The sequence below is a fragment of the Streptomyces sp. NPDC006733 genome (assembly GCF_040636125.1).
Taxonomy (GTDB): Bacteria; Actinomycetota; Actinomycetes; order Streptomycetales; family Streptomycetaceae; genus Actinacidiphila.
Genome location: NZ_JBEYJD010000050.1, coordinates 23,031 through 45,144, shown reverse-complemented (window position 1 = coordinate 45,144; position 22,114 = coordinate 23,031). Strand labels below are relative to the sequence as shown.

21 protein-coding genes are annotated in these 22,114 nt (G+C 72.1%); 17 read left to right on the top strand and 4 right to left on the bottom strand.

The features are described 5' to 3' along the window. Window positions 1-59 precede the first annotated feature (59 nt). Together ABZ721_RS33485 and ABZ721_RS33480 are read right to left on the bottom strand one after the other, a co-directional pair. Window positions 60-1,166 carry a winged helix DNA-binding domain-containing protein gene (locus ABZ721_RS33485; protein WP_358792544.1) on the bottom strand — a complete coding sequence of 369 codons (1,107 nt, stop codon included), beginning with the start codon at window positions 1,164-1,166 and terminating at the stop codon, window positions 60-62. A 140-nt stretch (window positions 1,167-1,306) separates the two neighbouring features. Next, window positions 1,307-2,176, bottom strand: coding sequence for a hypothetical protein (locus ABZ721_RS33480; RefSeq protein ID WP_358792543.1), 870 nt, complete (start codon window positions 2,174-2,176; stop codon window positions 1,307-1,309). Window positions 2,177-2,354: 178 nt separating this feature from the next. Here ABZ721_RS33480 and ABZ721_RS33475 point away from each other — a divergent pair, with 178 nt between their 5' ends. After that, window positions 2,355-3,041 carry a pyridoxamine 5'-phosphate oxidase family protein gene (locus ABZ721_RS33475; RefSeq protein ID WP_358792542.1) on the top strand — a complete coding sequence of 229 codons (687 nt, stop codon included), beginning with the start codon at window positions 2,355-2,357 and terminating at the stop codon, window positions 3,039-3,041. Between the two features lie 71 nt (window positions 3,042-3,112). On the opposite strand, the gene ABZ721_RS33470 is transcribed toward ABZ721_RS33475, so the two are convergent. Then, window positions 3,113-3,889 carry an enoyl-CoA hydratase-related protein gene (locus tag ABZ721_RS33470; protein ID WP_358792541.1) on the bottom strand — a complete coding sequence of 259 codons (777 nt, stop codon included), beginning with the start codon at window positions 3,887-3,889 and terminating at the stop codon, window positions 3,113-3,115. Window positions 3,890-4,097: 208 nt separating this feature from the next. Here ABZ721_RS33470 and ABZ721_RS33465 point away from each other — a divergent pair, with 208 nt between their 5' ends. Together ABZ721_RS33465 and ABZ721_RS33460 are read left to right on the top strand one after the other, a co-directional pair. Next, the gene (locus ABZ721_RS33465; protein WP_358792540.1) at window positions 4,098-4,781 is read left to right on the top strand and encodes an HdeD family acid-resistance protein; all 684 of its coding nucleotides are present in this window, start codon (window positions 4,098-4,100) and stop codon (window positions 4,779-4,781) included. 178 nt (window positions 4,782-4,959) lie between these two features. Continuing rightward, window positions 4,960-5,502 carry an ATP-binding protein gene (locus ABZ721_RS33460; RefSeq protein WP_358792539.1) on the top strand — a complete coding sequence of 181 codons (543 nt, stop codon included), beginning with the start codon at window positions 4,960-4,962 and terminating at the stop codon, window positions 5,500-5,502. A 108-nt stretch (window positions 5,503-5,610) separates the two neighbouring features. Here the strand turns inward: ABZ721_RS33460 and idi are convergent, their stop codons facing one another. Next, entirely contained in the window at window positions 5,611-6,219 is a 609-nt protein-coding gene (gene idi / locus ABZ721_RS33455; protein ID WP_358792538.1) for an isopentenyl-diphosphate Delta-isomerase, read from the bottom strand. 321 nt (window positions 6,220-6,540) lie between these two features. Between idi and ABZ721_RS33450 the strand changes: the two genes are divergently transcribed. The 14 genes from ABZ721_RS33450 (at window position 6,541) to hpnH (ending at window position 22,114) form a co-directional block, all read left to right on the top strand. Beyond that, window positions 6,541-8,349: a DUF5941 domain-containing protein gene (locus ABZ721_RS33450; RefSeq protein WP_358792561.1), complete on the top strand. Its 1,809-nt coding sequence runs from the start codon at window positions 6,541-6,543 to the stop codon at window positions 8,347-8,349. After that, window positions 8,346-9,095, top strand: a complete 750-nt coding sequence (locus ABZ721_RS33445) for a phosphocholine cytidylyltransferase family protein (RefSeq protein WP_358792537.1) — start codon at window positions 8,346-8,348, stop codon at window positions 9,093-9,095. The genes ABZ721_RS33450 and ABZ721_RS33445 overlap by 4 nt, the downstream gene beginning before the upstream one ends. Continuing rightward, on the top strand, window positions 9,083-10,144 hold the full coding sequence (locus ABZ721_RS33440; protein ID WP_358792536.1) for an iron-containing alcohol dehydrogenase family protein: 1,062 nt from the start codon (window positions 9,083-9,085) through the stop codon (window positions 10,142-10,144). The genes ABZ721_RS33445 and ABZ721_RS33440 overlap by 13 nt, the downstream gene beginning before the upstream one ends. Continuing rightward, complete coding sequence (locus ABZ721_RS33435) at window positions 10,122-10,901, top strand: CDP-alcohol phosphatidyltransferase family protein (protein ID WP_358792535.1); 780 nt, start codon at window positions 10,122-10,124, stop codon at window positions 10,899-10,901. Before ABZ721_RS33440 ends, ABZ721_RS33435 begins: the two co-directional genes overlap by 23 nt. 8 nt (window positions 10,902-10,909) lie before the next feature. Next, window positions 10,910-11,791 (top strand): glycosyltransferase family 2 protein, encoded by an 882-nt coding sequence (locus ABZ721_RS33430; protein ID WP_358792560.1) that lies wholly within the window; start codon window positions 10,910-10,912, stop codon window positions 11,789-11,791. Between the two features lie 81 nt (window positions 11,792-11,872). Continuing rightward, window positions 11,873-12,802 carry an ABC transporter permease gene (locus tag ABZ721_RS33425; protein WP_358792534.1) on the top strand — a complete coding sequence of 310 codons (930 nt, stop codon included), beginning with the start codon at window positions 11,873-11,875 and terminating at the stop codon, window positions 12,800-12,802. Further along, window positions 12,795-13,571, top strand: coding sequence for an ABC transporter ATP-binding protein (locus ABZ721_RS33420; protein WP_358792533.1), 777 nt, complete (start codon window positions 12,795-12,797; stop codon window positions 13,569-13,571). The genes ABZ721_RS33425 and ABZ721_RS33420 overlap by 8 nt, the downstream gene beginning before the upstream one ends. Before the next feature lie 418 nt (window positions 13,572-13,989). Further along, on the top strand, window positions 13,990-14,877 hold the full coding sequence (gene hpnC, locus ABZ721_RS33415; protein WP_358792532.1) for a squalene synthase HpnC: 888 nt from the start codon (window positions 13,990-13,992) through the stop codon (window positions 14,875-14,877). Further along, on the top strand, window positions 14,874-15,824 hold the full coding sequence (gene hpnD, locus ABZ721_RS33410; RefSeq protein WP_358792531.1) for a presqualene diphosphate synthase HpnD: 951 nt from the start codon (window positions 14,874-14,876) through the stop codon (window positions 15,822-15,824). The genes hpnC and hpnD overlap by 4 nt, the downstream gene beginning before the upstream one ends. Before the next feature lie 91 nt (window positions 15,825-15,915). Next, entirely contained in the window at window positions 15,916-17,319 is a 1,404-nt protein-coding gene (hpnE, locus tag ABZ721_RS33405; protein ID WP_358792530.1) for a hydroxysqualene dehydroxylase HpnE, read from the top strand. Further along, on the top strand, window positions 17,316-18,386 hold the full coding sequence (locus ABZ721_RS33400; protein WP_358792529.1) for a polyprenyl synthetase family protein: 1,071 nt from the start codon (window positions 17,316-17,318) through the stop codon (window positions 18,384-18,386). The genes hpnE and ABZ721_RS33400 overlap by 4 nt, the downstream gene beginning before the upstream one ends. Before the next feature lie 97 nt (window positions 18,387-18,483). After that, window positions 18,484-20,493 (top strand): squalene--hopene cyclase, encoded by a 2,010-nt coding sequence (gene shc, locus ABZ721_RS33395; RefSeq protein ID WP_358792528.1) that lies wholly within the window; start codon window positions 18,484-18,486, stop codon window positions 20,491-20,493. Further along, entirely contained in the window at window positions 20,490-21,083 is a 594-nt protein-coding gene (locus ABZ721_RS33390) for a 1-hydroxy-2-methyl-2-butenyl 4-diphosphate reductase (protein WP_358792527.1), read from the top strand. The genes shc and ABZ721_RS33390 overlap by 4 nt, the downstream gene beginning before the upstream one ends. Window positions 21,084-21,088: 5 nt before the next feature. Next, window positions 21,089-22,114, top strand: a complete 1,026-nt coding sequence (gene hpnH / locus ABZ721_RS33385) for an adenosyl-hopene transferase HpnH (RefSeq protein ID WP_358792526.1) — start codon at window positions 21,089-21,091, stop codon at window positions 22,112-22,114.

Below are 22,114 nucleotides of genomic sequence, written 5' to 3'. Positions count from 1 at the left end.
CACCCCCATCCGGCCTCGGCTCCGAGGGACGGCCGGGCACCCCGGCTCCGCCGCAGCCGTCAGGCCCACTCCCAGCCGGCCTCGGCCCCGAGGAAGCGCCCCAGGTCGGCGACCTCGGCCTCGATGCCGTGCGCGACGGCGTCGGGTGGCGGGCGGAACGGGTCGACGCGGACGGTCAGCCGGCCGCCGGCACCCCGCTCGTGCCGCCAGGTTCCGGTGACCTCGCCGTCCACCAGCAGGCACGGGGTGATGAGGCCGCCGCCGGTCGCGACACGACGGGCGAAGGACGGGTCCAGCAGCAGGTCCCGGTCCTGGTAGCCGAGCAGGTACGGGTCGAAGTGCCCGATCAGCCGGACCGACGGTGCCGGTGGCGGCGGCACGTCGCCGCCGGACGGCACCCACAGCGTGCCGTCCGGTCCCGCGACCTCCGCCCCGGCCGACCGCAGGCCGCTGCGGGCCTGGCCCACGGGCAGGCCGGACCACTTGGCGAAGTCCGCCGCGGTCGCCGGCCCGTAGGCCGACACGTACCGCTGGGCGAGGGCGGCCGACGCGTCGGCCCCGGACAGGTCCGGTCCCATGACCCCGTCGAGCCACTCCTCGCGCAGCACGTAAGTCGATTTGTCGCCCGCCACCTCGGGTCCCCGGCACACCAGGCCGAGGGCCGCCGCGTACAGCAGCAGATGGGCCGGGGCCTGGCTGCGCGGATCCAGGGTGAGGCCGAGGCCGCCGAGCCGGTGCACGAGGTCGTCGCGGAGCAGCGGCGGGCGTCCGGCCAGCGCCTTCTCCAGCAGGGGAAGCGCGCGGGCGCAGGTCTCCTCGTCCAGGCCGAGCTGCCGCCGTCGGCCGCGCTGCGCGGCGGCGGCCCGCGGGCCCAGCAGCGACGTCATCCAGCGCACGTCCGCCGCCGGGACGGCGTGCAGCGTGCCGCGCATCAGCCACGTACGGACCAGCGACCTGTCCCCGGCACCGCACGCGGTGTCGACGTCCTCGGCGGTGAGCCCCGAGGTCCTGGCGCGCACCTGCAACCGGCAGGCCCTGGCGTCCTGCGCCTGCAGCGCGCCGGCCGCGCGCGCCGCGTCGGCGGCGCCGACGCCGTCCCTCGCACCGGCCAGGCCCTGCGCGTGGACGCGCCAGGAACGGACTTGGGCGGGCGTCAGTTCCGGCATGCGCCCATCCTGCCGCACCGCCCGCGTGACGCGAGAGGCGCGTGGTGCGCACGGGGGCCGGGGCGCTTCCGGGCTCCGGCGGGGCCGGACGCGGCTCGAACGTCAGCCCCCGCGCCGGCCATGCACTACGGCCCTCCGCCTCAGCCCTTGCCGAAGTGCTCCAGCGGGAAGGCGCCGGACGCCAGGGCGGTCTGGGTGAAGGAGCCGGCCAGCTCCGTGAGGCGGTCGACGCCCTCGGCGCCGAGGTGCTCGTACGGGGCCCGGTCGACGCGGTCGGTGGCGGCCTCGACGTCGCGCCGCAGTGCGACGCCCGCGTCGGTGAGCTCGCCCGCCGCGTCCAGCAGCCCGCGCTCGCGCAGCCGGTCCTGGGCGGCGGCCCACTGCTCGGCCGTCCAGCCCCTGCTGGCCTGGACGAAGCGCGGGGTGAAGCCCTTGCCGGTGGCGGTGTGGGTGACGAGCGCCTCCAGGCCGTCGAGCTGCGCTCCCAGCAGCGCCGCGAGGTGCCCGTCGCCGCGGTGCTCGCGCAGCAGCGTGGCGGCGTGCCAGAGCTTGAGGTGCGGCTCCGCGGGTACCGGCAGGTCGGCGTTGGCGGCGTAGAGGGGCCGGGCGGCCCGCTCGCAGGCCTCGGTGGCGCGCAGCGCCAGGGTGGCGGCCTCCGCCATCTCGGGCGAGGCGACGGCCTCCACGCCGAGCAGCCGGGTGAGCGTCGCGTCGACGGAGCGCAGCCGCGCGTCGATGACGGCCTCGGGGGTGGCGATCGTCCAGGCGCGCGGGATGTGGCGGGCGACCAGGTCGTGGTTGAAGTTGTAGAAGGTGGCGGTGACGGTACCGGCTCCGACCGCTCCCAGCGGCGCCGCCCGGCCGGCGAAGTACGTCATGCTGCCGGACTCGAGGCCGAGGCGGGAGAGTTCGGTTCCGAACTCCGGCGAGAAGTACGTGCTGGAGTGCAGCGGGTTGAGAGTGTTCTGACAGCGTCGTGACGCGCGCGGGTCCGAAGCGGTAGTAGTCATGGCCTCAGGTTACCGACCGGTCAGCATGCTGCCGAGAGGGCGACGCTCGTTCCGGCCACTACGACGAAAATCGTTGCACTGCAGAGGTCAAGCCAGTGAATCAGTCGAATGACAACCGATGAAGCGTCGAGATCGATAGGATCGGCGCATCCACCGCACGTTCCCACGGAGGCTTCCGATGTCCACTGACCTACCCCCGCGAACGCTTCCGGTCACCGATCGGACCCGTCATCGGCGGCTGCGGGAGCAGGGCAGCGTGTCCCGTGATGACCTGGACGCGGTGCTCGGCGCCGGTTTCGTCTGCCATCTCGCGGTGGTGGTGGACGGCTCGCCCCTGGCGGTGCCCACGGTCTACGGGTTCGACGCCGCCGCCGACACCCTCTACCTGCACGGCTCGGCCGCCAGCCGCAGCCTCGTGCAGTCGCCCGGGGCTTCCGTCTGCGTCACCGTCACCCACATCGACGGCCTGGTGCTGGCCCGCTCCGTCTTCGAGCACAGCGTCAACTACCGCAGCGCGATGGTGCTCGGTGTGCCGCGCGTGGTCACCGATCCCGACGAGAAGCTGCACGGGCTGCGCGTCCTGGCCGAGCAGTCCGCACCCGGCCGGTGGGAGCACGCGCGCGGCCCGTCGCGCAAGGAGCTCGCCGCGACCACGCTGCTCGCCCTCGGGCTCGACGAGGCCTCGGTGAAGAGCAGCAGCGGCCACACCGACGACGCCGAGGGTCCCGACGGGGAACTGCCCGTCTGGGCCGGGGTGCTGCCGCTGCTGCACACCTGGGGCGAGCCCGAGCCGGACCCGGCGCTGCGGACCGGTATCCCGCTCCCGCCGCACGTCGCGGAGCGGGCCGGCACCCCGGCCGGCTGACCGCCCACCCGGGCGGACGGGCTCTGGCGGGGCCGGGCGCCCCCGGACCAGCTGACCGCCCCGGCGAGGGCTCAGCCGGTCGTCGGCGTCCAGGCGAACCGGGCCGGCCGGCCCTCCAGGAAGGCGGCGACGCCCTCGGCGGTGTCCCCGCTGGTGCGCGCCTGCCGCTCCCAGTGGTCGACCCGCGTCGGGTCCAGGCCGGGTGCGGCGAACTCCTTCGCCGCGGCCTGGGTGAGCTGCGAGCGCGCGGCCAGGACGGCGGTGAACTCCGCGACCCGCTTGTCGAGCTGGTCGTCGGGCAGCACCTCGTCGACGAGCCCGGTCCGCAGCGCCCGCTCGTGGTCGATCAGTTCGGCCGAGAACAGCAGGTACTTGGCGGTCGCGGGCCCGACCAGGTCCACCAGCCGCCGGGTGGACGAGGCGGCGTAGACGATCCCGAGCCGGGCCGGAGTGACGCCGAACCGTGCCCCTTCGGAGGCGAACCGCAGGTCGCAGGCGGCGGCGAGCTGGCAGCCGCCGCCCACGCAGAAGCCGCGCACGGCCGCGAGCGTCGGCTTCGGGAAGGCGGCCAGCGCCTCCTCGGCCCGGACCGCCGCGCCCTGCGTCCGCGCCGAGCCGCTGCCCGCCTCCCGCAGCCCGGCGATGTCCGCGCCCGCGCAGAAGGTGCCGTCGGCGCCGGTGAGCACCAGCACCCGCACGGCCGGATCGGCGGCGAGCCCGTCCAGCAGGCCGGGGAGCGCCTCCCACATGTCCGAGGTCATGGCGTTCCGCTTCGCCGGGTTGCTGATCGTCACCGTGGCGGTGCCGTCGGCGGTGTCCAGCAGCAGTCCGGGCTTCGGGCCGGGCATCCGGGCTCCCCTTCCGTAGGGTCCGCGACAGGCCCTGTTCCGCGACAGGTCCCGCGTCAGGTTCTGCTTCTGCTCCTGCATCAGGCCCCGCGACAGGATCCACGACCTTCCGTGCGGCCTGCGCAGGTGGCCGATCATCGGATCCTATCCGCGGCGAAACAGGGGTAGAACGTATATAGGGGACATCCATCGACGCAGGGAGGCGGCCATGGCCGCACTCAGGAATCGGGACCCGCGACCGGAAGCCCGGATCAGCCGCAGCTTCGGATGGCTCGCCGCGCTCGGCGCCGTGCTGGTGCTGTGCGGGCTGTTCGGCCTCGCCTACACGGCCTTCGCCACCCTCACCTCGGTGCTGCTCTTCGGCTGGCTGCTGCTGATCGGCGGCTTCGTCGGCCTGCTGCACGCCATCCAGTCGCGCGACACCAACTTCTTCTGGCTCGCGCTGGTGGTCGCGGCGCTGAACCTGGCGGCGGGCATCGTCGTCATCCGCAGGCCGGAGGGGACCGCCGCGGCGCTGACGATGTTCGCCGCGCTGCTGTTCCTGACCGGCGGGGTGTTCCGGCTGTTCGGCGGGCTGGTGGTCCGCGGGCCGCAGACGTTCTGGACGGTGCTGCAGGGCGCCGTCGGCATCCTGCTCGGCGTCCTGGTGCTCGCCAACTGGCCGGAGAGCAGCCGCTACGTCCTCGGGTTCTTCTTCTCCCTGATGCTGCTCTTCGACGGTCTCGGCCTGATGGCGGGCGGCATCGGCGGCCGGAAGGTCGTCGGCATGGTCGCGGACGCGCGCGACGAGGCGGTGGCCCGCGACGAGGGCGTGGCCCGTGAGTCGACCGGTCAGGTTGTAGACCATTCCACTAAACACGACCAGGACGGTCGGAATCAGTCGCCCGAGTGACAAAGTCTTTCGTCGGCGAACGGAACGCGACGAAAATCGCGGACTTACGCGCACCTGGCCGGAGGGCCGCCCGCACTCCGGAGACTCGATCGTGAGGCGGATCCCGTCGGCGGCCCGGTAGCGGGCAGCACAGGGAGCTGCGGGGATACGTCACACGAAGGCGATGGTGGGTGCCGTCATGGAGGTCCGCGGGAGCGTCCCGCCCGATCCGGCGACGGCCGAGGTACCGGCCGAACCGGACGACCCGGGTGACCCTGGGGGGTCGGGCCGGCCGGGCGACCCGTTTCCGTCGCCCCCGCCGTACACCGGGGCGTGGCGCTTCACCGCACCGGCGGTCGACTCCTCCGTGCCCCAGGTGCGGCACGGCGTCCGCGACCTGATCGCCGACCGGAAGGTCCCCGTCGGCGAGGACCTGATGGCGGGCATCCTGCTGATCGTGTCGGAGCTGGTGACCAACTCCGTCCGGCACGCGGCGCTGCTGTCGCCGCAGATCATCGTCGAGGTCGCGGTGGGGCCGGACTGGATCCGGGTCGGCGTCGAGGACAACCACCCCTACCGCCCCAAGGCGCTGGAAGCGGAGTACGGCGACACCAACGGCCGCGGTCTGCTGCTGGTCAAGGCCATCACCACGGAGGCCGGCGGGATGTGCGACGTGACGCACACCGAGACCGGCGGCAAGGTGATCTGGTCCCTGCTCCCGCTGCCGCTCGCGGGCCGCTGACCCCACCCCACCGCGCCGAAGCCGCGCCGAAGCCCTGGCGAAGCCGCGAAGTGCCGGAACCGGCCCGGCCGGCCCTCGCTCAGGCAGGCCGGGCCGCTCCCGGCGGTCCTACCAGCCGGCGTCGCCGGTCAGCTCGCGGATCGCGGGAAGCGACGCGTCCCACACCGTGCCGAACCAGGCGGAGAACGGGCCGCGCTCGCGGATCTCCTCCAGCTCGGGCGGCGTCACGAACGCGGTCTCGCCGATCTCCTCGGGGTCGGGCCGCAGCTGGGCCCGCACCAGGCCGACGAAGAGGTGGTTGAACTCCTGCTCGACGAGTCCGGACTCCGGGTCCGGGTGGTTGTAGCGGACGGTGCCGGCCTCGCGCAGCAGCGCGGGGGCCGTTCCCAGCTCCTCGGCGGTGCGGCGGGCGGCCGCCACGAACGGCGGCTCGGCCGGGTACGGGTGCCCGCAGCAGGTGTTCGACCAGACGCCGGGGGAGTGGTACTTGCCCAGCGCCCGGCGCTGGAGCAGCAGCCGGCCCTCGTCGTCGAAGAGGAACACCGAGAACGCCCGGTGCAGCCGGCCGGGGGCCAGGTGCGCGGACAGCTTCTCGGCGGTGCCGATCGTCACACCGGCCTCGTCGACCAGCTCCAGCATGATCGGTTCCGCGACCCCGTTGCTGGAGGGATCCGTCGCGGGGGTGCCGGGCCGGCCGGTGGCGGGACTGGTTGGCATGTCCATCCTTCGCATTCGACGACAAGTCCTCAGTCTGCCTCACGCGCCGCCTACCGAAGTGGTTGCACCGCCCGCCCGCTGTCACCCGGACGGGGTCGTTGGCACAAGCGAGCGGGCGCCGTTTGTTGCTGGGGCCCGGATCGATCATGATGATCACGCGGTTCGCGGTGCGGGACATTCCGCGGCGAAGCGCACGAGGAAGCAAACGGGTGGTGAACGGCCGCTTCCGCGGATCCGATAGCCTCTGCCGACCGCCGTCCACACCGGCCCGCCGATCGTCGTCCTCGCCGGCACCCCCACATGTCCAGGGAGTGAGTTCCTCTGCCGACCGCCATCCTCACCGGCCCGCCGGCTCCGGCGTCGCCGCTCGAGGGCGACCTGAGGTCGCTCGGATTCGACGTGGTCGACGAGCTCGACGCCGCAGGCACGTCCGCGGCTGCGGACGGAGGTCTCGCGGCGCGCGTCGCCGCGGTGCCCGCCACCGAGCGGGTGGCGATCGTCGACCGGCGCTTCGTCGGCCACGCGCACACGCTGCGGCTGGCGCTCACCGACCCCCGCTTCGACGCCTCCGCCGTCCCCGGCGCCCTCGCCGTGCAGGCCGCGGCGCGTCCCGCGCTGGTCAGGGCGCTCGCCGCGCCCGCCGCCGGACGGACGCCCGACGACCTCGCCACCGCCATCGAGGCGGAGGGCGTCGCCCCGCACCGACCCGAGCTCGGCGTCCTGGTGGCCGCCGTGCCCGCCTCGGACGACGACCGCGCCGCAGCGGCCGCGGCCGTCGCCGCGGTCGACGGGGAGCAGGTCCGGCTGCGCAACGCCGTCAAGGCCCGCGACGGCTTCTTCACCACCTACTGCATCAGCCCCTACTCCCGCTACCTCGCGCGCTGGTGCGCCCGGCGCGGGCTGACCCCGAACCAGGTCACCACCGCCTCCCTGCTCGTCGCGCTGATCGCGGCCGGCTGCGCGGCCACCGGCACCCGGCCCGGCTTCGTCGCCGCCGGCGTGCTGCTGATCGCCTCGTTCGTCCTGGACTGCACCGACGGGCAGCTGGCCCGCTACTCGCTGCAGTACTCGACGCTCGGCGCCTGGCTGGACGCCACCTTCGACCGGGCCAAGGAGTACGCGTACTACGCCGGCCTCGCGCTCGGCGCGGCCCGCGGCGGTGACGACGTGTGGGCGCTGGCGCTCGGCGCGATGGTGCTGCAGACCTGCCGGCACGTCGTCGACTTCTCGTTCACCGAGGCCAACCACGACGCGACGGCCAACACCAGCCCGACCGCCGCCCTGTCCGACAAGCTCGACAGCGTCGGCTGGACGGTCTGGGTGCGCCGGATGATCGTGCTGCCGATCGGCGAGCGCTGGGCGATGATCGCGGTGCTCACCGCCGTCACCACCCCCCGCACCACCCTGACCGTGCTGATCATCGGCTGCGCGCTGGCCGCGTGCTACACCACCGCCGGGCGCGTGCTGCGCTCGCTCACCCGCCGGGCCGTCCGTACCGACCGCGCCGCCCAGGCGCTCGCCGAGCTGGCCGACAGCGGCCCGCTCGCCGAGGCCGTCGCCCGCGCGACCGGGCCACTGGCCCGCCGGCTGCCGCCCTTCACGGCCCCCGCGCTGGCCCTGCTCGGCTCCGCCGCCCTGGTGGCGACCGCCGCGCTGGCCCCCTGGGGCAGCTGGTGGCCGGTACTGGCCGCCGCCGTCTACGTCCTGACCTCGGGCCTGGCCGTCGCGCGACCGCTGAAGGGCGCGCTGGACTGGCTGGTCCCGCCGTTCTTCCGGGCGGGCGAATACACCACGATCCTCGCGCTGGCGGCCGTCTCGGACGTGAACGGCGCCTTGCCCGCCGCTTTCGGCCTGGTGGCCGCCGTCGCCTACCATCACTACGACACGGTGTACCGCATCCGCGGCGGTACCGGGGCGCCCCCGAGGGCCCTGGTCCGCGCGACCGGCGGACACGAAGGCAGGGCGCTGGCGATCACCGCGGCGGCCGCCCTCGCGCACCACACAGGTTTTACCGTCACGCTGACGGTCATCGCCGGGGCGCTGACACTCGTGGTGCTCACCGAGAGCATCCGTTTCTGGGTGTCGTCAGCCGCACCCGCTGTACACGACGAATCAGGAGAACCCGCATGATCGGCCTCGTGCTGGCAGCCGGCGCCGGACGGCGTCTGCGTCCCTACACCGACACCCTGCCCAAGGCTCTGGTGCCGGTGGACCCGGAAGGCGCGGGCACCACCACCGTCCTGGACCTGACCCTGGGCAACTTCGCCGAGGTCGGCCTGACCGACGCGGCGATCGTGATCGGCTACCGGGGTGAGGCCGTCGTCGAGCGCAAGGCCGCCCTGGAGAAGAAGTACGGCGTCAAGCTGCACCTCGTCGAGAACGACAAGGCGGAGATCTGGAACAACGCCTACTCCCTGTGGTGCGCCCGGGACATCCTCACCGAGGGTGTGATCCTCGCCAACGGCGACACCGTGCACCCGGTCTCCGTCGAGCAGACCCTGCTGGCCGCCCGCGGTGAGGACCGGCGGATCATCCTCGCCCTCGACACCGTGAAGCAGCTCGCCGACGAGGAGATGAAGGTCATCACCGAGCCGGGCCAGGGCGTTCGGCGCATCACCAAGCTGATGGACCCGGCCACCGCGACCGGTGAGTACATCGGTGTGACGCTGATCGAGTCGTCGGCCGCCGCCGACCTCGCGGACGCGCTGAAGACGACCTTCGAGAGGGACCCCGACCTCTACTACGAGGACGGCTACCAGGAGCTCGTCAACCGCGGCTTCACCATCGACACCGCGCCGATCGGCGACGTGGCCTGGGTCGAGATCGACAACCACGACGACCTGAAGAAGGCACGGGGGATCGCGTGCCAGTACTGACCCGGCTGATCCCCTCGCCGGTCGTCGTCGACATCAACGGCGGCGCTCTCGCCGACCTGGCCGGCCTCCTGGCCGACCAGCGGATCTCCAGCTCGGGCAAGCTCGCCATCGCGGTCAGCGGCGGCTCCGGCCTCAAGCTGCGCGACCGGCTGGCGCCCGAACTGCCCGGCGCCGACTGGTACCCGGTCGACGGCGGCACCATCGACGCGGCCGTCAAGCTCGCCGACGCCATGCGCGGCAAGCGGTACGACGCGGTCGTCGGCCTCGGCGGCGGCAAGATCATCGACGTCGCCAAGTACGCGGCCGCCCGGGTCGGGCTGCCGATGGTCGCCGTCGCGACGAACCTGTCGCACGACGGCATCTGCTCGCCCGTCTCCACGCTGGACAACGACAACGGGCGCGGCTCCTACGGGGTGCCGACCCCGATAGCGCTGGTCATCGACCTGGACGTGATCCGCGAGGCGCCCGTGCGCTACGTGCGCTCCGGCATCGGCGACGCGATCTCCAACATCTCCGCCATCGCGGACTGGGAGTTGTCGCACCGGGAGACCGGCGAGCCGATAGACGGTCTGGCCGCCGCCATGGCCCGCTCCGCGGGCGAGTCCGTGCTGCGGCACCCGGGCGGGGTGGGGGACGACCCGTTCCTGACCACGCTCGCCGAGGGCCTGGTGCTCTCCGGCATCGCCATGTCGATCAGCGGGGACACCCGCCCGTCGTCCGGCGCCTGCCACGAGATCAGCCACGCCTTCGACCTGCTGTACCCCAAGCGTGCCGCCGCGCACGGCGAGCAGTGCGGCCTGGGGGCCGCCTTCGCCATGTACCTGCGCGGGGCGCACGACGAGTCGGGCCTGATCGCCGAGGTGCTGCGGCGCCACGGCCTGCCGGTCACGCCCGGTGAGATCGGCTTCTCCGACGAGGAGTTCGTCAGGGCGGTGGAGTACGCACCGCAGACCCGCCCCGGGCGCTACACGATCCTGGAACACCTCGACCTGTCCGCAGACGAGATCAAGGACGCATACGCCGACTATGCAAAAGCCATCCGTAGCTGAACTGCGCCCGGTCGTTCACCCCCCGGGGGTGAAGGACCGGCGCAGCGGCGAGCACTGGGCCGGCCGGCTCTACATGCGCGAGCTGTCGCTGCGCATCGACCGGCACCTGGTGAACACGCGCGTCACGCCCAACCAGGTGACGTACGTGATGACCCTCGCCGCCGTCCTCGCCGCCCCGGCGCTGCTGGTGCCGGGGATCGCCGGCGCCGTGCTCGGCGTGGTGATGGTCCAGCTGTACCTGCTGTTCGACTGCGTCGACGGTGAACTCGCCCGCTGGAAGAAGCAGTACTCGCTGGGCGGGGTGTACCTGGACCGCGTCGCCGCCTACCTGTGCGACGCCGCGGTGCTGGTCGGCTTCGGGCTGCGCGCGGCCGACCTGTGGGGCTCCGGGCGGATCGACTGGCTGTGGGCGTTCCTCGGCACGCTGGCCGCGCTCGGCGCCGTCATGATCAAGGCGGAGACCGACCTCGTCGGCGTCGCCCGCCACCAGCACGGGCTGCCGCCGGTCAAGGAGGCGGCGTCGGAGCCGCGTTCGTCCGGGATGGCGCTGGCCCGCAGGGCCGCCGCGGCGCTGAAGTTCCACCGGCTCGTCCTGGGCATCGAGGCGTCGCTGCTGATCCTGGTGGCGGCGATCCTGGACGCGGTCCGGGACGACCTGTTCTTCTCGCGCCTGGCCGTCGCCGTACTGGCCGGCATCGCGATGCTGCAGACGCTGCTGCACCTGGTCAGCATCCTGGCGTCGAGCAGGCTCAAGTGAGTACGCCGCTGAAGCTCGGCGCGGTGATCATCACGATGGGCAACCGCCCCGCGGAGCTGCGGGACCTGTTGGACTCCGTCGCCAAGCAGGAGGGCCCGCCGATCGAGGTGGCGCTGGTCGGCAACGGCTCCCCGCTGCCCGAACTGGACGATTCCGGGCAGCGGGTGCGTACCGTGGAGCTGCCCGAGAACCTCGGCATCCCCGGCGGGCGCAACGTCGGCGTCGAGCTCTTCGGCCCGAACGGCTCCGACGTCGACGTGGTTCTCTTCCTCGACGACGACGGGCTGCTGCCCGGCACCGACACCGGGGAGCTGCTCCGCCAGGCCTTCGCGGCCGACCCGGAGCTGGGCATCGTCAGCTTCCGCATCGCGGACCCGGAGAGCGGCACCACCCAGCGCCGCCACGTGCCGCGGCTGCGGGCGTCGGACCCGATGCGCTCCTCGCGGGTGACCACCTTCCTGGGCGGCGCCAGCGCGGTCCGCACGAAGGTGCTGGCGCAGGTCGGCGGGTTGCCGGACGAGTTCTTCTACGCGCACGAGGAGACGGACCTGGCCTGGCGCGCCCTGGACGCCGGCTGGATGATCGACTACCGGTCGGACATGGTCCTGCACCACCCGCTCACCGCGCCGGGCCGGCACGCGGTCTACCACCGCATGGTGGCCCGCAACCGGGTGTGGCTGGCGCGCCGGAACCTGCCCTGGCCCCTGGTGCCCGCCTATCTCGGCACCTGGATCCTGCTCACGCTGGCCCGGCGCCCGTCCGGACCGGCGCTGCGCGCCTGGATCGGCGGCTTCCGGGAGGGCTGGGCGACGCCCTGCGGCCCCCGGCGCCCCATGAAGTGGCGCACGGTGTGGCGGCTGACGCGACTGGGCCGACCCCCGATCATCTGACAAGCTCGAACCTGAGAGCATCGGGCGCAGTCCGGGACCCCCCTGCCCCGGACGCGCACCTTGACGACGAAAGTGTCTACTGTGAGCGGAACAGCGCATGACGGCGCCGTCGCCGTGAGTGCCCCGTCGGACTCCCGGGCCGACGAAGGACTGTCGGCTTCCGAGCTGGCGGCGAAGTACGGGCTGTCGGTCAGCGGTGCCCGGCCGGGCCTTGTGGAGTACACCCGGCAGTTGTGGGGCCGGCGGCACTTCATCAACGAGTTCGCGAAGGCGCGGACGCAGGCGCAGTACACCGATGCGCGGTTGGGTCAGTTGTGGCAGGTGATGACGCCGTTGCTGAACGCGGCGGTGTATTACCTGATCTTCGGGTTGTTGCTGGGCACGGACCGCGGTGTGGACAACTTCATCGCGTTCCTGGTGACGGGCATCTTCATCTTCACGTTCACCCAGTCCTCGATCATGTCGGGGGTGAAGGCGGTGGCGGGGAACCTGGGGTTGATCCGGGCGCTGCACTTCCCGCGGGCGTCGATGCCGATCGCGTTCACGCTGATGCAGTTGCAGCAGTTGCTGATGTCGATGCTGGTGCTGTTCTCGATTGTGCTGATGACCGGTGAGGTGCCGACCTGGTCGTGGCTGCTGGCGATTCCGGCGCTGTTCATCCAGTCGGTGTTCAACGCCGGTCTGGCGCTGGTGGTGGCGCGGCTGGGCAGCAAGATGACGGACCTGGCGCAGCTGATGCCGTTCATCCTGCGCACCTGGATGTACACCTCCGGCGTGATGTACAGCATCGACAACTTCACCAAGGACGCCCCGCTCTTCGTGCGCATCCTGCTGGACATCAACCCGGCGGCCGTCTACATCGACCTGATGCGCTTCGCGCTGATCGACAGCGTGACGGCCGAGCAGATGCCGCCGCACGTGTGGGCGGTCGCGGTGGGCTGGGCGCTCGTGGCGGGTATCGGCGGGTACGTGTATTTCTGGAAGGCTGAGGAGAAGTACGGCCGTGGCTGAGCAGACCGAAAAGCGCGTGCCGACCGTGATCGTGGACGATGTGCACATCGTCTACCGGGTGCACGGCGCGGGGAACAGCAAGGGCAGCGCGACGGCCGCCCTGGGGCGGATCATCTCCCGCAAGTCCTCGCCCAACGTCCGGCTGGTGCACGCCGTGCGCGGGGTGAGCTTCACGACATACCGGGGCGAAGCGGTCGGCCTGATCGGGTCGAACGGTTCGGGCAAGTCGACGATGCTGCGGGCGATCGCGGGGCTGCTGCCGCCGGAGAGCGGCCGGGTCTACACCGACGGCCAGCCCTCGCTGCTGGGCGTGAACGCGGCGCTGATGAACGACCTGACCGGCGAGCGCAACGTCATCCTGGGCGGTCTGGCGATGGGGATGTCCCAGGAGGAGATCCGCGAGCGCTACCAGGGGATCGTGGACTTCTCCGGCATCAACGAGAAGGGCGACTTCATCTCGCTGCCGATGCGCACGTACTCGTCCGGCATGGCGGCGCGGCTGCGGTTCTCGATCGCGGCGGCCAAGAACCACGACGTGCTGATGATCGACGAGGCGCTCGCCACCGGCGACCGGTCCTTCCAGCGCCGCTCCGAGGCCCGCATCCGCGAGCTGCGCAAGGAGGCCGGGACGGTCTTCCTGGTCAGCCACAACAACAAGTCGATCCGCGACACGTGCGACCGGGTGCTGTGGCTGGAGAAGGGCGAGCTCCTGATGGACGGCCCGACCGACGACGTGCTGAAGGCCTACGAAGAGGCCAGCAACAAGTAGCCGGCGGGCGGACCGGAAGAGCGGTCCGCACTTTCGCACGGATGAACGGGCCCCGCCGGGCAGGAACCGGCGGGGCCCGTCCGTTCGTCCTTCCCGCCGCCAGGACCCCGCGGCCGCCGCCGTCAGGGATGCCCGTACGCCTCATGCGCCCCTCCTGTGGGCGTCAACCGGCGTAGCCGGTAACCCGATTGGCGGCGGACAGGGTGAATCCCCAGGGAATCCCGGCCGTCGCTCGCGCCCCCGGCGTACGCCGGTGACCTGCCCGACGTAAGCTGTAGCGGTGCTCCGGGGCGGGTGCGGCGTGTCCGAAATGGGAAGTTTCTTCCCGGCGGTGTAGAACGGGGAGTGTGGCGGCCATGAAGATCGGGACCATCCAGCTCCACAGCGCGTCCGTCGCGCGTGGGACGGGACGCCCGCGGTGACCGCTGACGCGCAGTCGCGCGCCGTCCTGGACAAGGCCGCCCGTGAGAACTTCCCCGTCGCCCCGTTCTTCGTGCCGAAGGCATGGCGCGGCGACCTGATGGCCGTCTACGGCTTCGCACGGCTCGTCGACGACATCGGCGACGGCGACCTGGCCAACGGCGGTCGCGACGACGCTGCCCGGCTGGGCCTCCCGCAGGATGCCGCGGACGACCGGATCGCCATGCTCGACGCGTTCGAGGACGACCTGCGGAAGGTGTTCGCCGGAACCCCGCGACACCCGCTGCTGCTGGCACTGCAGCCCACCGTCCGCCGCCACGGCCTGACCCCCGGACCCTTCGAGGGCCTGATCGAGGCCAACCGCCAGGACCAGCGGGTCCGGCGGTACGACACCTACGAGGATCTGCTCGCCTACTGCGAACTGTCCGCCAACCCGGTGGGCCGGCTCGTCCTGGGGATCACGGGCACCTCCACACCCGAACGGAACCGGCTCTCCGACGCCGTCTGCACCGCGCTGCAGATCGTCGAACACTTGCAGGACGTGGCCGAGGACCTCGGCCGCGACCGCATCTACCTGCCGGCACAGGACATGAAACGCTTCGGAGTCACCGAAGCGGACCTCGCCGCCCCCACCGCCGGCGCACAGGTGCGCGCACTGGTGGCCTTCGAAGCGGAACGCGCCTGGGACCTGCTGAATGAAGGCACCCCCTTGGTGGGTAGCGTCCGTGGCAGGCTCAGGCTTCTGCTCGCCGGCTTCGTCGGCGGCGGACGGTCCGCGCTGAAGGCGGTCGAGGGCGCGGGTTACGACGTGCTCCCGGGACCGCCGAAAGCCACCAAGCCAAGCCTGCTGCGCGAAGTGGGGTCGACATTGCGAAGAAAGGGGTGAGGCGGACCGTGAACGGTTCTGCCCACACGTCCGGGTCGGTTCTCGCCGCCTACAGCTACTGCGAGAGCGTCACCGGGCATGAGGCCCGCAACTTCGCCTACGGCATCCGCCTGCTGCCCCTCCCCAAGCGGCAGGCCATGTCAGCCCTCTACGCCTTCTCCCGCCGCGTCGACGACATCGGCGACGGCGACCTCGAACCCGAGGTCAAGCAGATCCGGCTCGACGAGACCCGGGCGCTGCTGGCCCGGATCCGCGCCGGTGAGATCCGCGAGGACGACACCGACCCGGTCGCGGTCGCGCTCACGGACGCGGCACGCCGCTTTCCGCTGCCCCTCGGCGGACTCGACGAGCTGATCGACGGCGTCCTGATGGACGTGCACGGCCGCACGTACGAGACGTGGGACGACCTCGCGGCGTACTGCCGCTGCGTCGCGGGCGCCATCGGACGGCTCTCGCTGGGCGTCTTCGGCGCCGTCGGCCCGGGCGGCCGCGGTCCCGGCGACATGGAGCGCGCCGCCGGGTACGCCGACACGCTGGGCCTGGCCCTGCAACTCACCAACATCCTGCGGGACGTGCGGGAGGACGCCGGCAACGGCCGTACCTACCTGCCGGCCCAGGACCTGGCCAAGTTCGGCTGCTCGGAGGGGTTCCACACCGACACCCCGCCGGCCGGTTCGGACTTCGCCGGCCTGATCGAGTACGAAGTGCGGCGCGCCCGCGCCCTGTTCGCGACGGGGTACCAGCTGCTCCCCATGCTCGACCGCCGCAGCGGCGCCTGCGTGGCCGCGATGGCGGGCATCTACCGCCGGCTGCTGGACCGGATCGCCGCCGATCCCGAAGCGGTGCTGCGTGGCCGGGTCTCGCTCCCGGGTCACGAGAAGGCGTACGTCGCCGTACGCGGACTGGCCGGACTCGACGCCCGCCGCTCCGCGCGGGGGCGCGGGTGACGTTCTTGGCAACCAGCCGGGTCCCCAGTGCGTCAGTGCCGGTGACGGAGCGTCGCGCCGCTCCGGGCGACCGCGAGAGGGGGGAGGGCGCATGAGTGGTTCCGGGGTTCTCGAGCGCCCTCCCACGGCCACGGTGGTCGTCGGCGGCGGACTGGCCGGCACCACGGCGGCCCTGGCACTGGCCGACGCCGGGCTGCGGGTGACGCTGGTCGAGACACGTCCCCGCCTGGGCGGACTGGCGTTCTCCTTCCGGCGCGGCGAGCTGACCGTCGACAACGGGCAGCACGTCTTCCTGCGCTGCTGCACCGCCTACCAGTGGTTCGTCGACCGGATCGCGGCCCGCGACCTGGTCACCCTCCAGGACCGGCTCGACGTGCCGGTCCTGGACGCCGACACCATGCGGCTGGGCCGACTGCGCCGCGCGGCGCTGCCCGTACCGCTGCACTTGGCGGCGAGCCTGGCGACGTATCCGCACCTGTCGCTCCGCGAGCGGGCCACGGTCGGGCGCGCCGCGCTCGCGCTGCGCGCCCTGGACCTGGACGACCCGGCGCTGGACGACACGGACTTCGCGAGCTGGCTGAGCGAGCGGGGCCAGTCCCCGCGCACCATCGAGGCGCTGTGGGACCTGGTGGGCGTCGCGACGCTCAACGCCACCGCGGACCGCGCCTCGCTGGGGCTGGCCGCCATGGTCTTCAAGACCGGGCTGCTGTCCGAGGCCGGCGCCGCCGACATCGGCTGGGCGGCCGCGCCGCTCGGCGAACTGCACGACGACCGGGCCCGCAAGGCGCTGGACGCGGCGGGCGTGCGGACCATGCTGCGCTCCCGGGTGACCGGCATCAAGCCGGCCGCCGAGGGCGGCTGGCGGGTCGACGCCGAGACCGGGCCGGGCCGCGGCGAGCAGCTCGACGCCGGCACCGTCGTCATGGCGCTGCCGCAGCGCGAGACGCACGGGCTGCTGCCGCAGGGCGCACTGGAGGACCCCGACGCGCTGCTGGGGATCGGCACCGCGCCGATCCTGAACGTGCACGTCGTCTACGACCGCAAGGTGCTGCGGCAGCCGTTCTTCGCCGCGCTCGGCAGCCCCGTCCAGTGGGTCTTCGACCGCACCGACAGCTCGGGGATGACGGGATCCGGCCAGTACCTGGCCGTCTCGCAGTCCGCCGTCGAGGACGAGATCGACCTGCCGGTCGCGGAACTGCGCGCGCGCTACCTGCCGGAGCTGGAACGTCTGCTGCCCGCCGCCAGGGGGGCGCGGGTGACGGACTTCTTCGTCACCCGGGAGCGGACGGCGACCTTCGCCCCGGCTCCCGGCGTCGGCCGGCTGCGGCCCGGGGCCGCCACCGGCGCACCCGGCCTGTACCTGGCGGGCGCGTGGACCGCCACCGGGTGGCCCGCGACCATGGAGAGCGCCGTGCGCAGCGGACTGAACGCCTCCCGAGAAGCTTTGACCGCACTAGGCCTTCCGTTCGAGAACGATGTGGTGAGGGCCGTATGAGCACAGCCAGTGCAACCAGAGGAGTAAACGTGACCGCTGCCGGCGTCCTTGAGCTGCTGGAGCGCGGCCGCACCCTGTCCACCCCGGTGCTCCGCTCGGCCGTGCAACGGCTCGCGCCACCGATGGACACCGTTGCCGCCTACCACTTCGGGTGGATCGACGCGACCGGCCGGCCGGCCGACGGCGACGGCGGCAAGGCCGTGCGTCCCGCGCTGGCGCTGCTGTCCGCCGAGGCGGCGGGGGTGCCGCCCGAGGTCGGCGTCCCGGGCGCGGTCGCCGTCGAGCTGGTGCACAACTTCTCACTGCTGCACGACGATCTGATGGACGGCGACGAGCAGCGCCGGCACCGCGACACGGTGTGGAAGGTGCACGGCCCCGCCCAGGCGATCCTGGTCGGTGACGCGCTGTTCGCGCTCGCCAACGAGGTGCTGCTGGAGCAGTGCACCGTGGACGCGGGCCGTGCCACCCGGCGGCTGACCGTCGCCACCCGCAAGCTGATCGACGGTCAGGCCCAGGACATCTCCTTCGAGCACCGCGAGCGGGTCACCGTCGAGGAGTGCCTGGAGATGGAGGGCAACAAGACCGGCGCCCTGCTGGCCTGCGCCTCCTCCATCGGCGCGGTGCTCGGCGGCGCGTCGGAGTCCGACGCGGACGCGCTGGAGGAGTACGGCTACCACCTCGGCCTCGCCTTCCAGGCCATCGACGACCTGCTCGGGATCTGGGGCGACCCGGCCGCGACCGGCAAGCAGACCTGGAGCGATCTGCGGCAGCGCAAGAAGTCACTGCCCGTGGTCGCCGCGCTGGCGGCCGGCGGCAGCGCCTCGGAACAACTCGCGGAACTGCTCGCGGCAGATGCCAAGAATCCTGAAACAGGTGCGTTCAGTGAGGAAGAGTTCGCCCTGCGGGCGGCGTTGATCGAAGAGGCGGGAGGCCGGGAGTGGACATCCCAGGAAGCCCGCCGGCAATACGCCACTGCAATCGCCGCGCTGGATAAAATGGACATGCCGGACGAAATTCAACGTAAGCTCGTAGGCCTGGCGGATTTTGTGGTGGTTCGCGAGAAATAAAGATCTAACGTGGAGCGCAGCACGTCGCCGACCAAGCACGTGTAACGGTCGACGGCAGCCCCAACACCGCAGAAGTCTCAACTGCAAAGGGGAAGCCATGACAGCGACGACCGACGGCAGTCCGGGGGCCCCAGCCCCCCAGGCACCTTCGGCCAGCACGACCTCGGCACCGCATCCCGTACACGTCGGTGGTGCCGAGGCGGCGGAGCGTGCCGCGCAGCGCGCAGCCGCCCATCTCCTGGCGGCCCAGCACCCCGACGGGTGGTGGAAGGGCGACCTCGAGACCAACGTGACGATGGACGCCGAGGACCTGCTGCTCCGTCAGTTCCTCGGCATCCTGGACGAGCGGACCACCCAGGCCGCCGCCCGCTGGATCCGCTCGCTGCAGCGTGACGACGGGTCGTGGCCCACCTTCCACAGCGGTCCCGGCGACCTGTCCGCGACGATCGAGGCGTATGTCGCGCTGCGGCTGGCGGGCGACGCGCCCGAGGCGCCGCACATGGCGGACGCGTCCGCGTGGGTGCGGGAGGCCGGCGGCGTCGTGGGGGCCCGGGTCTTCACCAGGATCTGGCTGGCCCTGTTCGGCTGGTGGCGGTGGGAGGACCTCCCCGAGCTGCCACCGGAGATCATCTACCTCCCCAAGTGGTTCCCGCTCAACATCTACGCGTTCGGCTGCTGGGCCCGGCAGACCATCGTCCCGCTCACCGTCGTCGCCGCCCACCGCCCCGTGCGGCCGGCCCCGTTCGGGATCGGCGAGCTGCACACCGACCCCGCACAGCCCAACCCGCCGCGTCCGAACGCCCCGCTCGCCAGCTGGGACGGCCTCTTCCAGCGGCTGGACCGGGCCCTGCACCTGTACCGCAAGGTCGGCGTCCGGCCACTGCGCCGTACCGCGCTCAAGGCCTGCGCGCGCTGGATCATCGAGCGCCAGGAGGACGACGGCTGCTGGGGCGGGATCCAGCCGCCCGCCGTGTACTCCGTCATCGCCCTGCACCTGCTCGGCTACGAACTCGACCACCCGGTCGTACGTGCGGGGCTGGACTCGCTGGATCGTTTCGCCGTGTGGCCCGACGAGGACACCCGCATGATCGAGGCGTGCCAGTCGCCGGTCTGGGACACCTGTCTCGCGACCATCGCGCTGGCCGACGCCGGGGTGCCGGCCGACCACCCGGCGCTGGTGAAGGCGGCCGACTGGATGCTCGGCGAGCAGATCACCAAGCCGGGCGACTGGTCGGTGCAGCGGCCGGGCCTGCAACCGGGCGGCTGGGCCTTCGAGTTCCACAACGACAACTACCCCGACATCGACGACACCGCCGAGGTCGTGCTGGCCCTGCTGCGGGTCGACCACCCCGATCCGGGGCGGGTCGACGCCGCCGTGGAGCGGGCCGTGCGCTGGAACGTCGGCATGCAGTCGAAGAACGGCGCCTGGGGCGCCTTCGACGCCGACAACACCAGCGCGTTTCCCAACCGGCTGCCGTTCTGCGACTTCGGCGAGGTCATCGACCCGCCGTCCGCCGACGTCACCGCGCACGTGGTGGAGATGCTCGCCTCGCTCGGGCTGGAGGGCGACACCCACACCCGGCGCGGCATCGACTGGCTGCTGGCCGAACAGGAGGACAACGGAGCCTGGTTCGGCCGCTGGGGCGTCAACTACATCTACGGCACCGGCTCCGCGGTGCCCGCGCTGGTGGCCGCCGGCATCTCCGCGGGCCACCCCGCCGTCCGACGCGCCGTCAGCTGGCTGGAGAGCGTGCAGAACCAGGACGGCGGCTGGGGCGAGGACCTGCGCTCCTACTCCGACCAGGAGTGGATCGGCCGCGGCGTCTCCACCGCCTCGCAGACCGCCTGGGCGCTGCTGGCCCTGCTGTCCGCCGGCGAGCGCGACAGCGGCGCGGTGGAGCGCGGGGTCCGCTGGCTCGTCGACACCCAGAAGGCCGACGGCTCCTGGGACGAGCCGTACTTCACCGGGACCGGGTTCCCCCGGGACTTCTCGATCAACTACCACCTCTACCGGATGGTCTTCCCGCTCACGGCGCTCGGGCGCTACGCGCGCGGGGAACCGCTGGGAGTGATCGGCACCGCGCCGAAGAGGAAGGCGGTCGGATGACCGCTCTGCTCGTCGTCTGCGCCCTCGGCGTCGAACGGTTCGCCCTGCGGGGCGGGGACCGGACCGGCGCCGCGGGGCCCGTCGCCCTGCTGCGCACCGGCATGGGACCGCAGGCCGCCGGCCGGGCCGTCACCGAGGCGCTGCGCGCCCCGCACCTGCGGGACGCGGCGGTGCTCGCCACCGGATTCTGTGCCGGGCTCGCCCCCGGCATGCGCCCCGGCGACCTGGTGGTCTCGGACGAGACCCACGGCGCCGGACCACTGGCCGCCGCGCTCGAAGCGGCGGGGCACACCGTTCACACCGGACGCCTGGCCGGGTCCGACCATGTCGTACGGGGCGCGGAACGCTCCGTTCTGCGATCGACAGGAGCGGTCGCGGTCGATATGGAATCCACCGCAATAATGCGCGCCGCCCTGGCGCGCGGACCGCGGCCGGTCGCCGCCGTCCGCGTTGTTGTCGACACTCCCGAGCATGAACTGGTCCGTGTCGGCACGCTGCGCACCGGAATCACCGCGTTCCGCGTGCTAAGGGCTATTCTTCCTGCCTTTTTCGAATGGCACCGTACTACCGCTGTGCTCTCCTGGAGGTGAGCTAGATGGCTATGCCGCTCCGCCAGTCCATCCGGGTCGGAACGTACCTCATGGAACAGAAGCTCCGACGCCGTGAGAAGTTCCCGCTGATCGTGGAACTGGAGCCGCTGTTCGCCTGCAACCTGGCCTGCGAGGGCTGTGGAAAGATCCAGCACCCGGCAGGGGTCCTCAAGCAGCGCATGCCGGTCGCCCAGGCGGTCGGCGCCGTGCTGGAATCGGGTGCCCCGATGGTGTCCATCGCCGGTGGCGAGCCCTTGATGCACCCCCAGATCCACGAGATCGTGCGCCAGTTGGTGGCCAAGCGGAAGTACGTCTTCCTCTGCACCAACGCACTGCTGATGCGCAAGAAGATGGACAAGTTCACGCCGTCCCCGTACTTCGCCTTCACCGTGCACATCGACGGGCTGAAGGAGCGGCACGACGAGTCCGTCGCCAAGGAGGGCGTCTTCGAGGAGGCGGTCGAGGCGATCAAGGAGGCCAAGAGGCGCGGCTTCCGGGTCACCACCAACTCGACCTTCTTCAACACCGACACCCCGCAGAGCATCATCGAGGTCCTCGACTACCTCAACGACGACCTGAAGGTCGACGAGATGATGATCTCGCCGGCCTACGCGTACGAGAAGGCACCCGACCAGGAGCACTTCCTCGGCGTCGAGCAGACCCGCGAGCTGTTCAAGAAGTCCTTCGCGGGCGGCAACCGCAGGAAGTGGCGGCTCAACCACAGCCCCCTGTTCCTGGACTTCCTGGAGGGGAAGGCGGACTTCCAGTGCACCGCCTGGGGCATCCCCAACTACTCGCTCTTCGGCTGGCAGCGCCCCTGCTACCTGATGAGCGACGGGTACGTGCCCACCTACCGCGAGCTCATCGAGGAGACCGACTGGGCCAAGTACGGCCGCGGCAAGGACCCGCGCTGCGCCAACTGCATGGCGCACTGCGGCTACGAGCCGACCGCCGTCCTCGCCACCATGGGCTCGCTCAAGGAATCACTCCGCGCCGCCCGTGAGACGGTGGCCGGGAACCGCGGGAAGTGA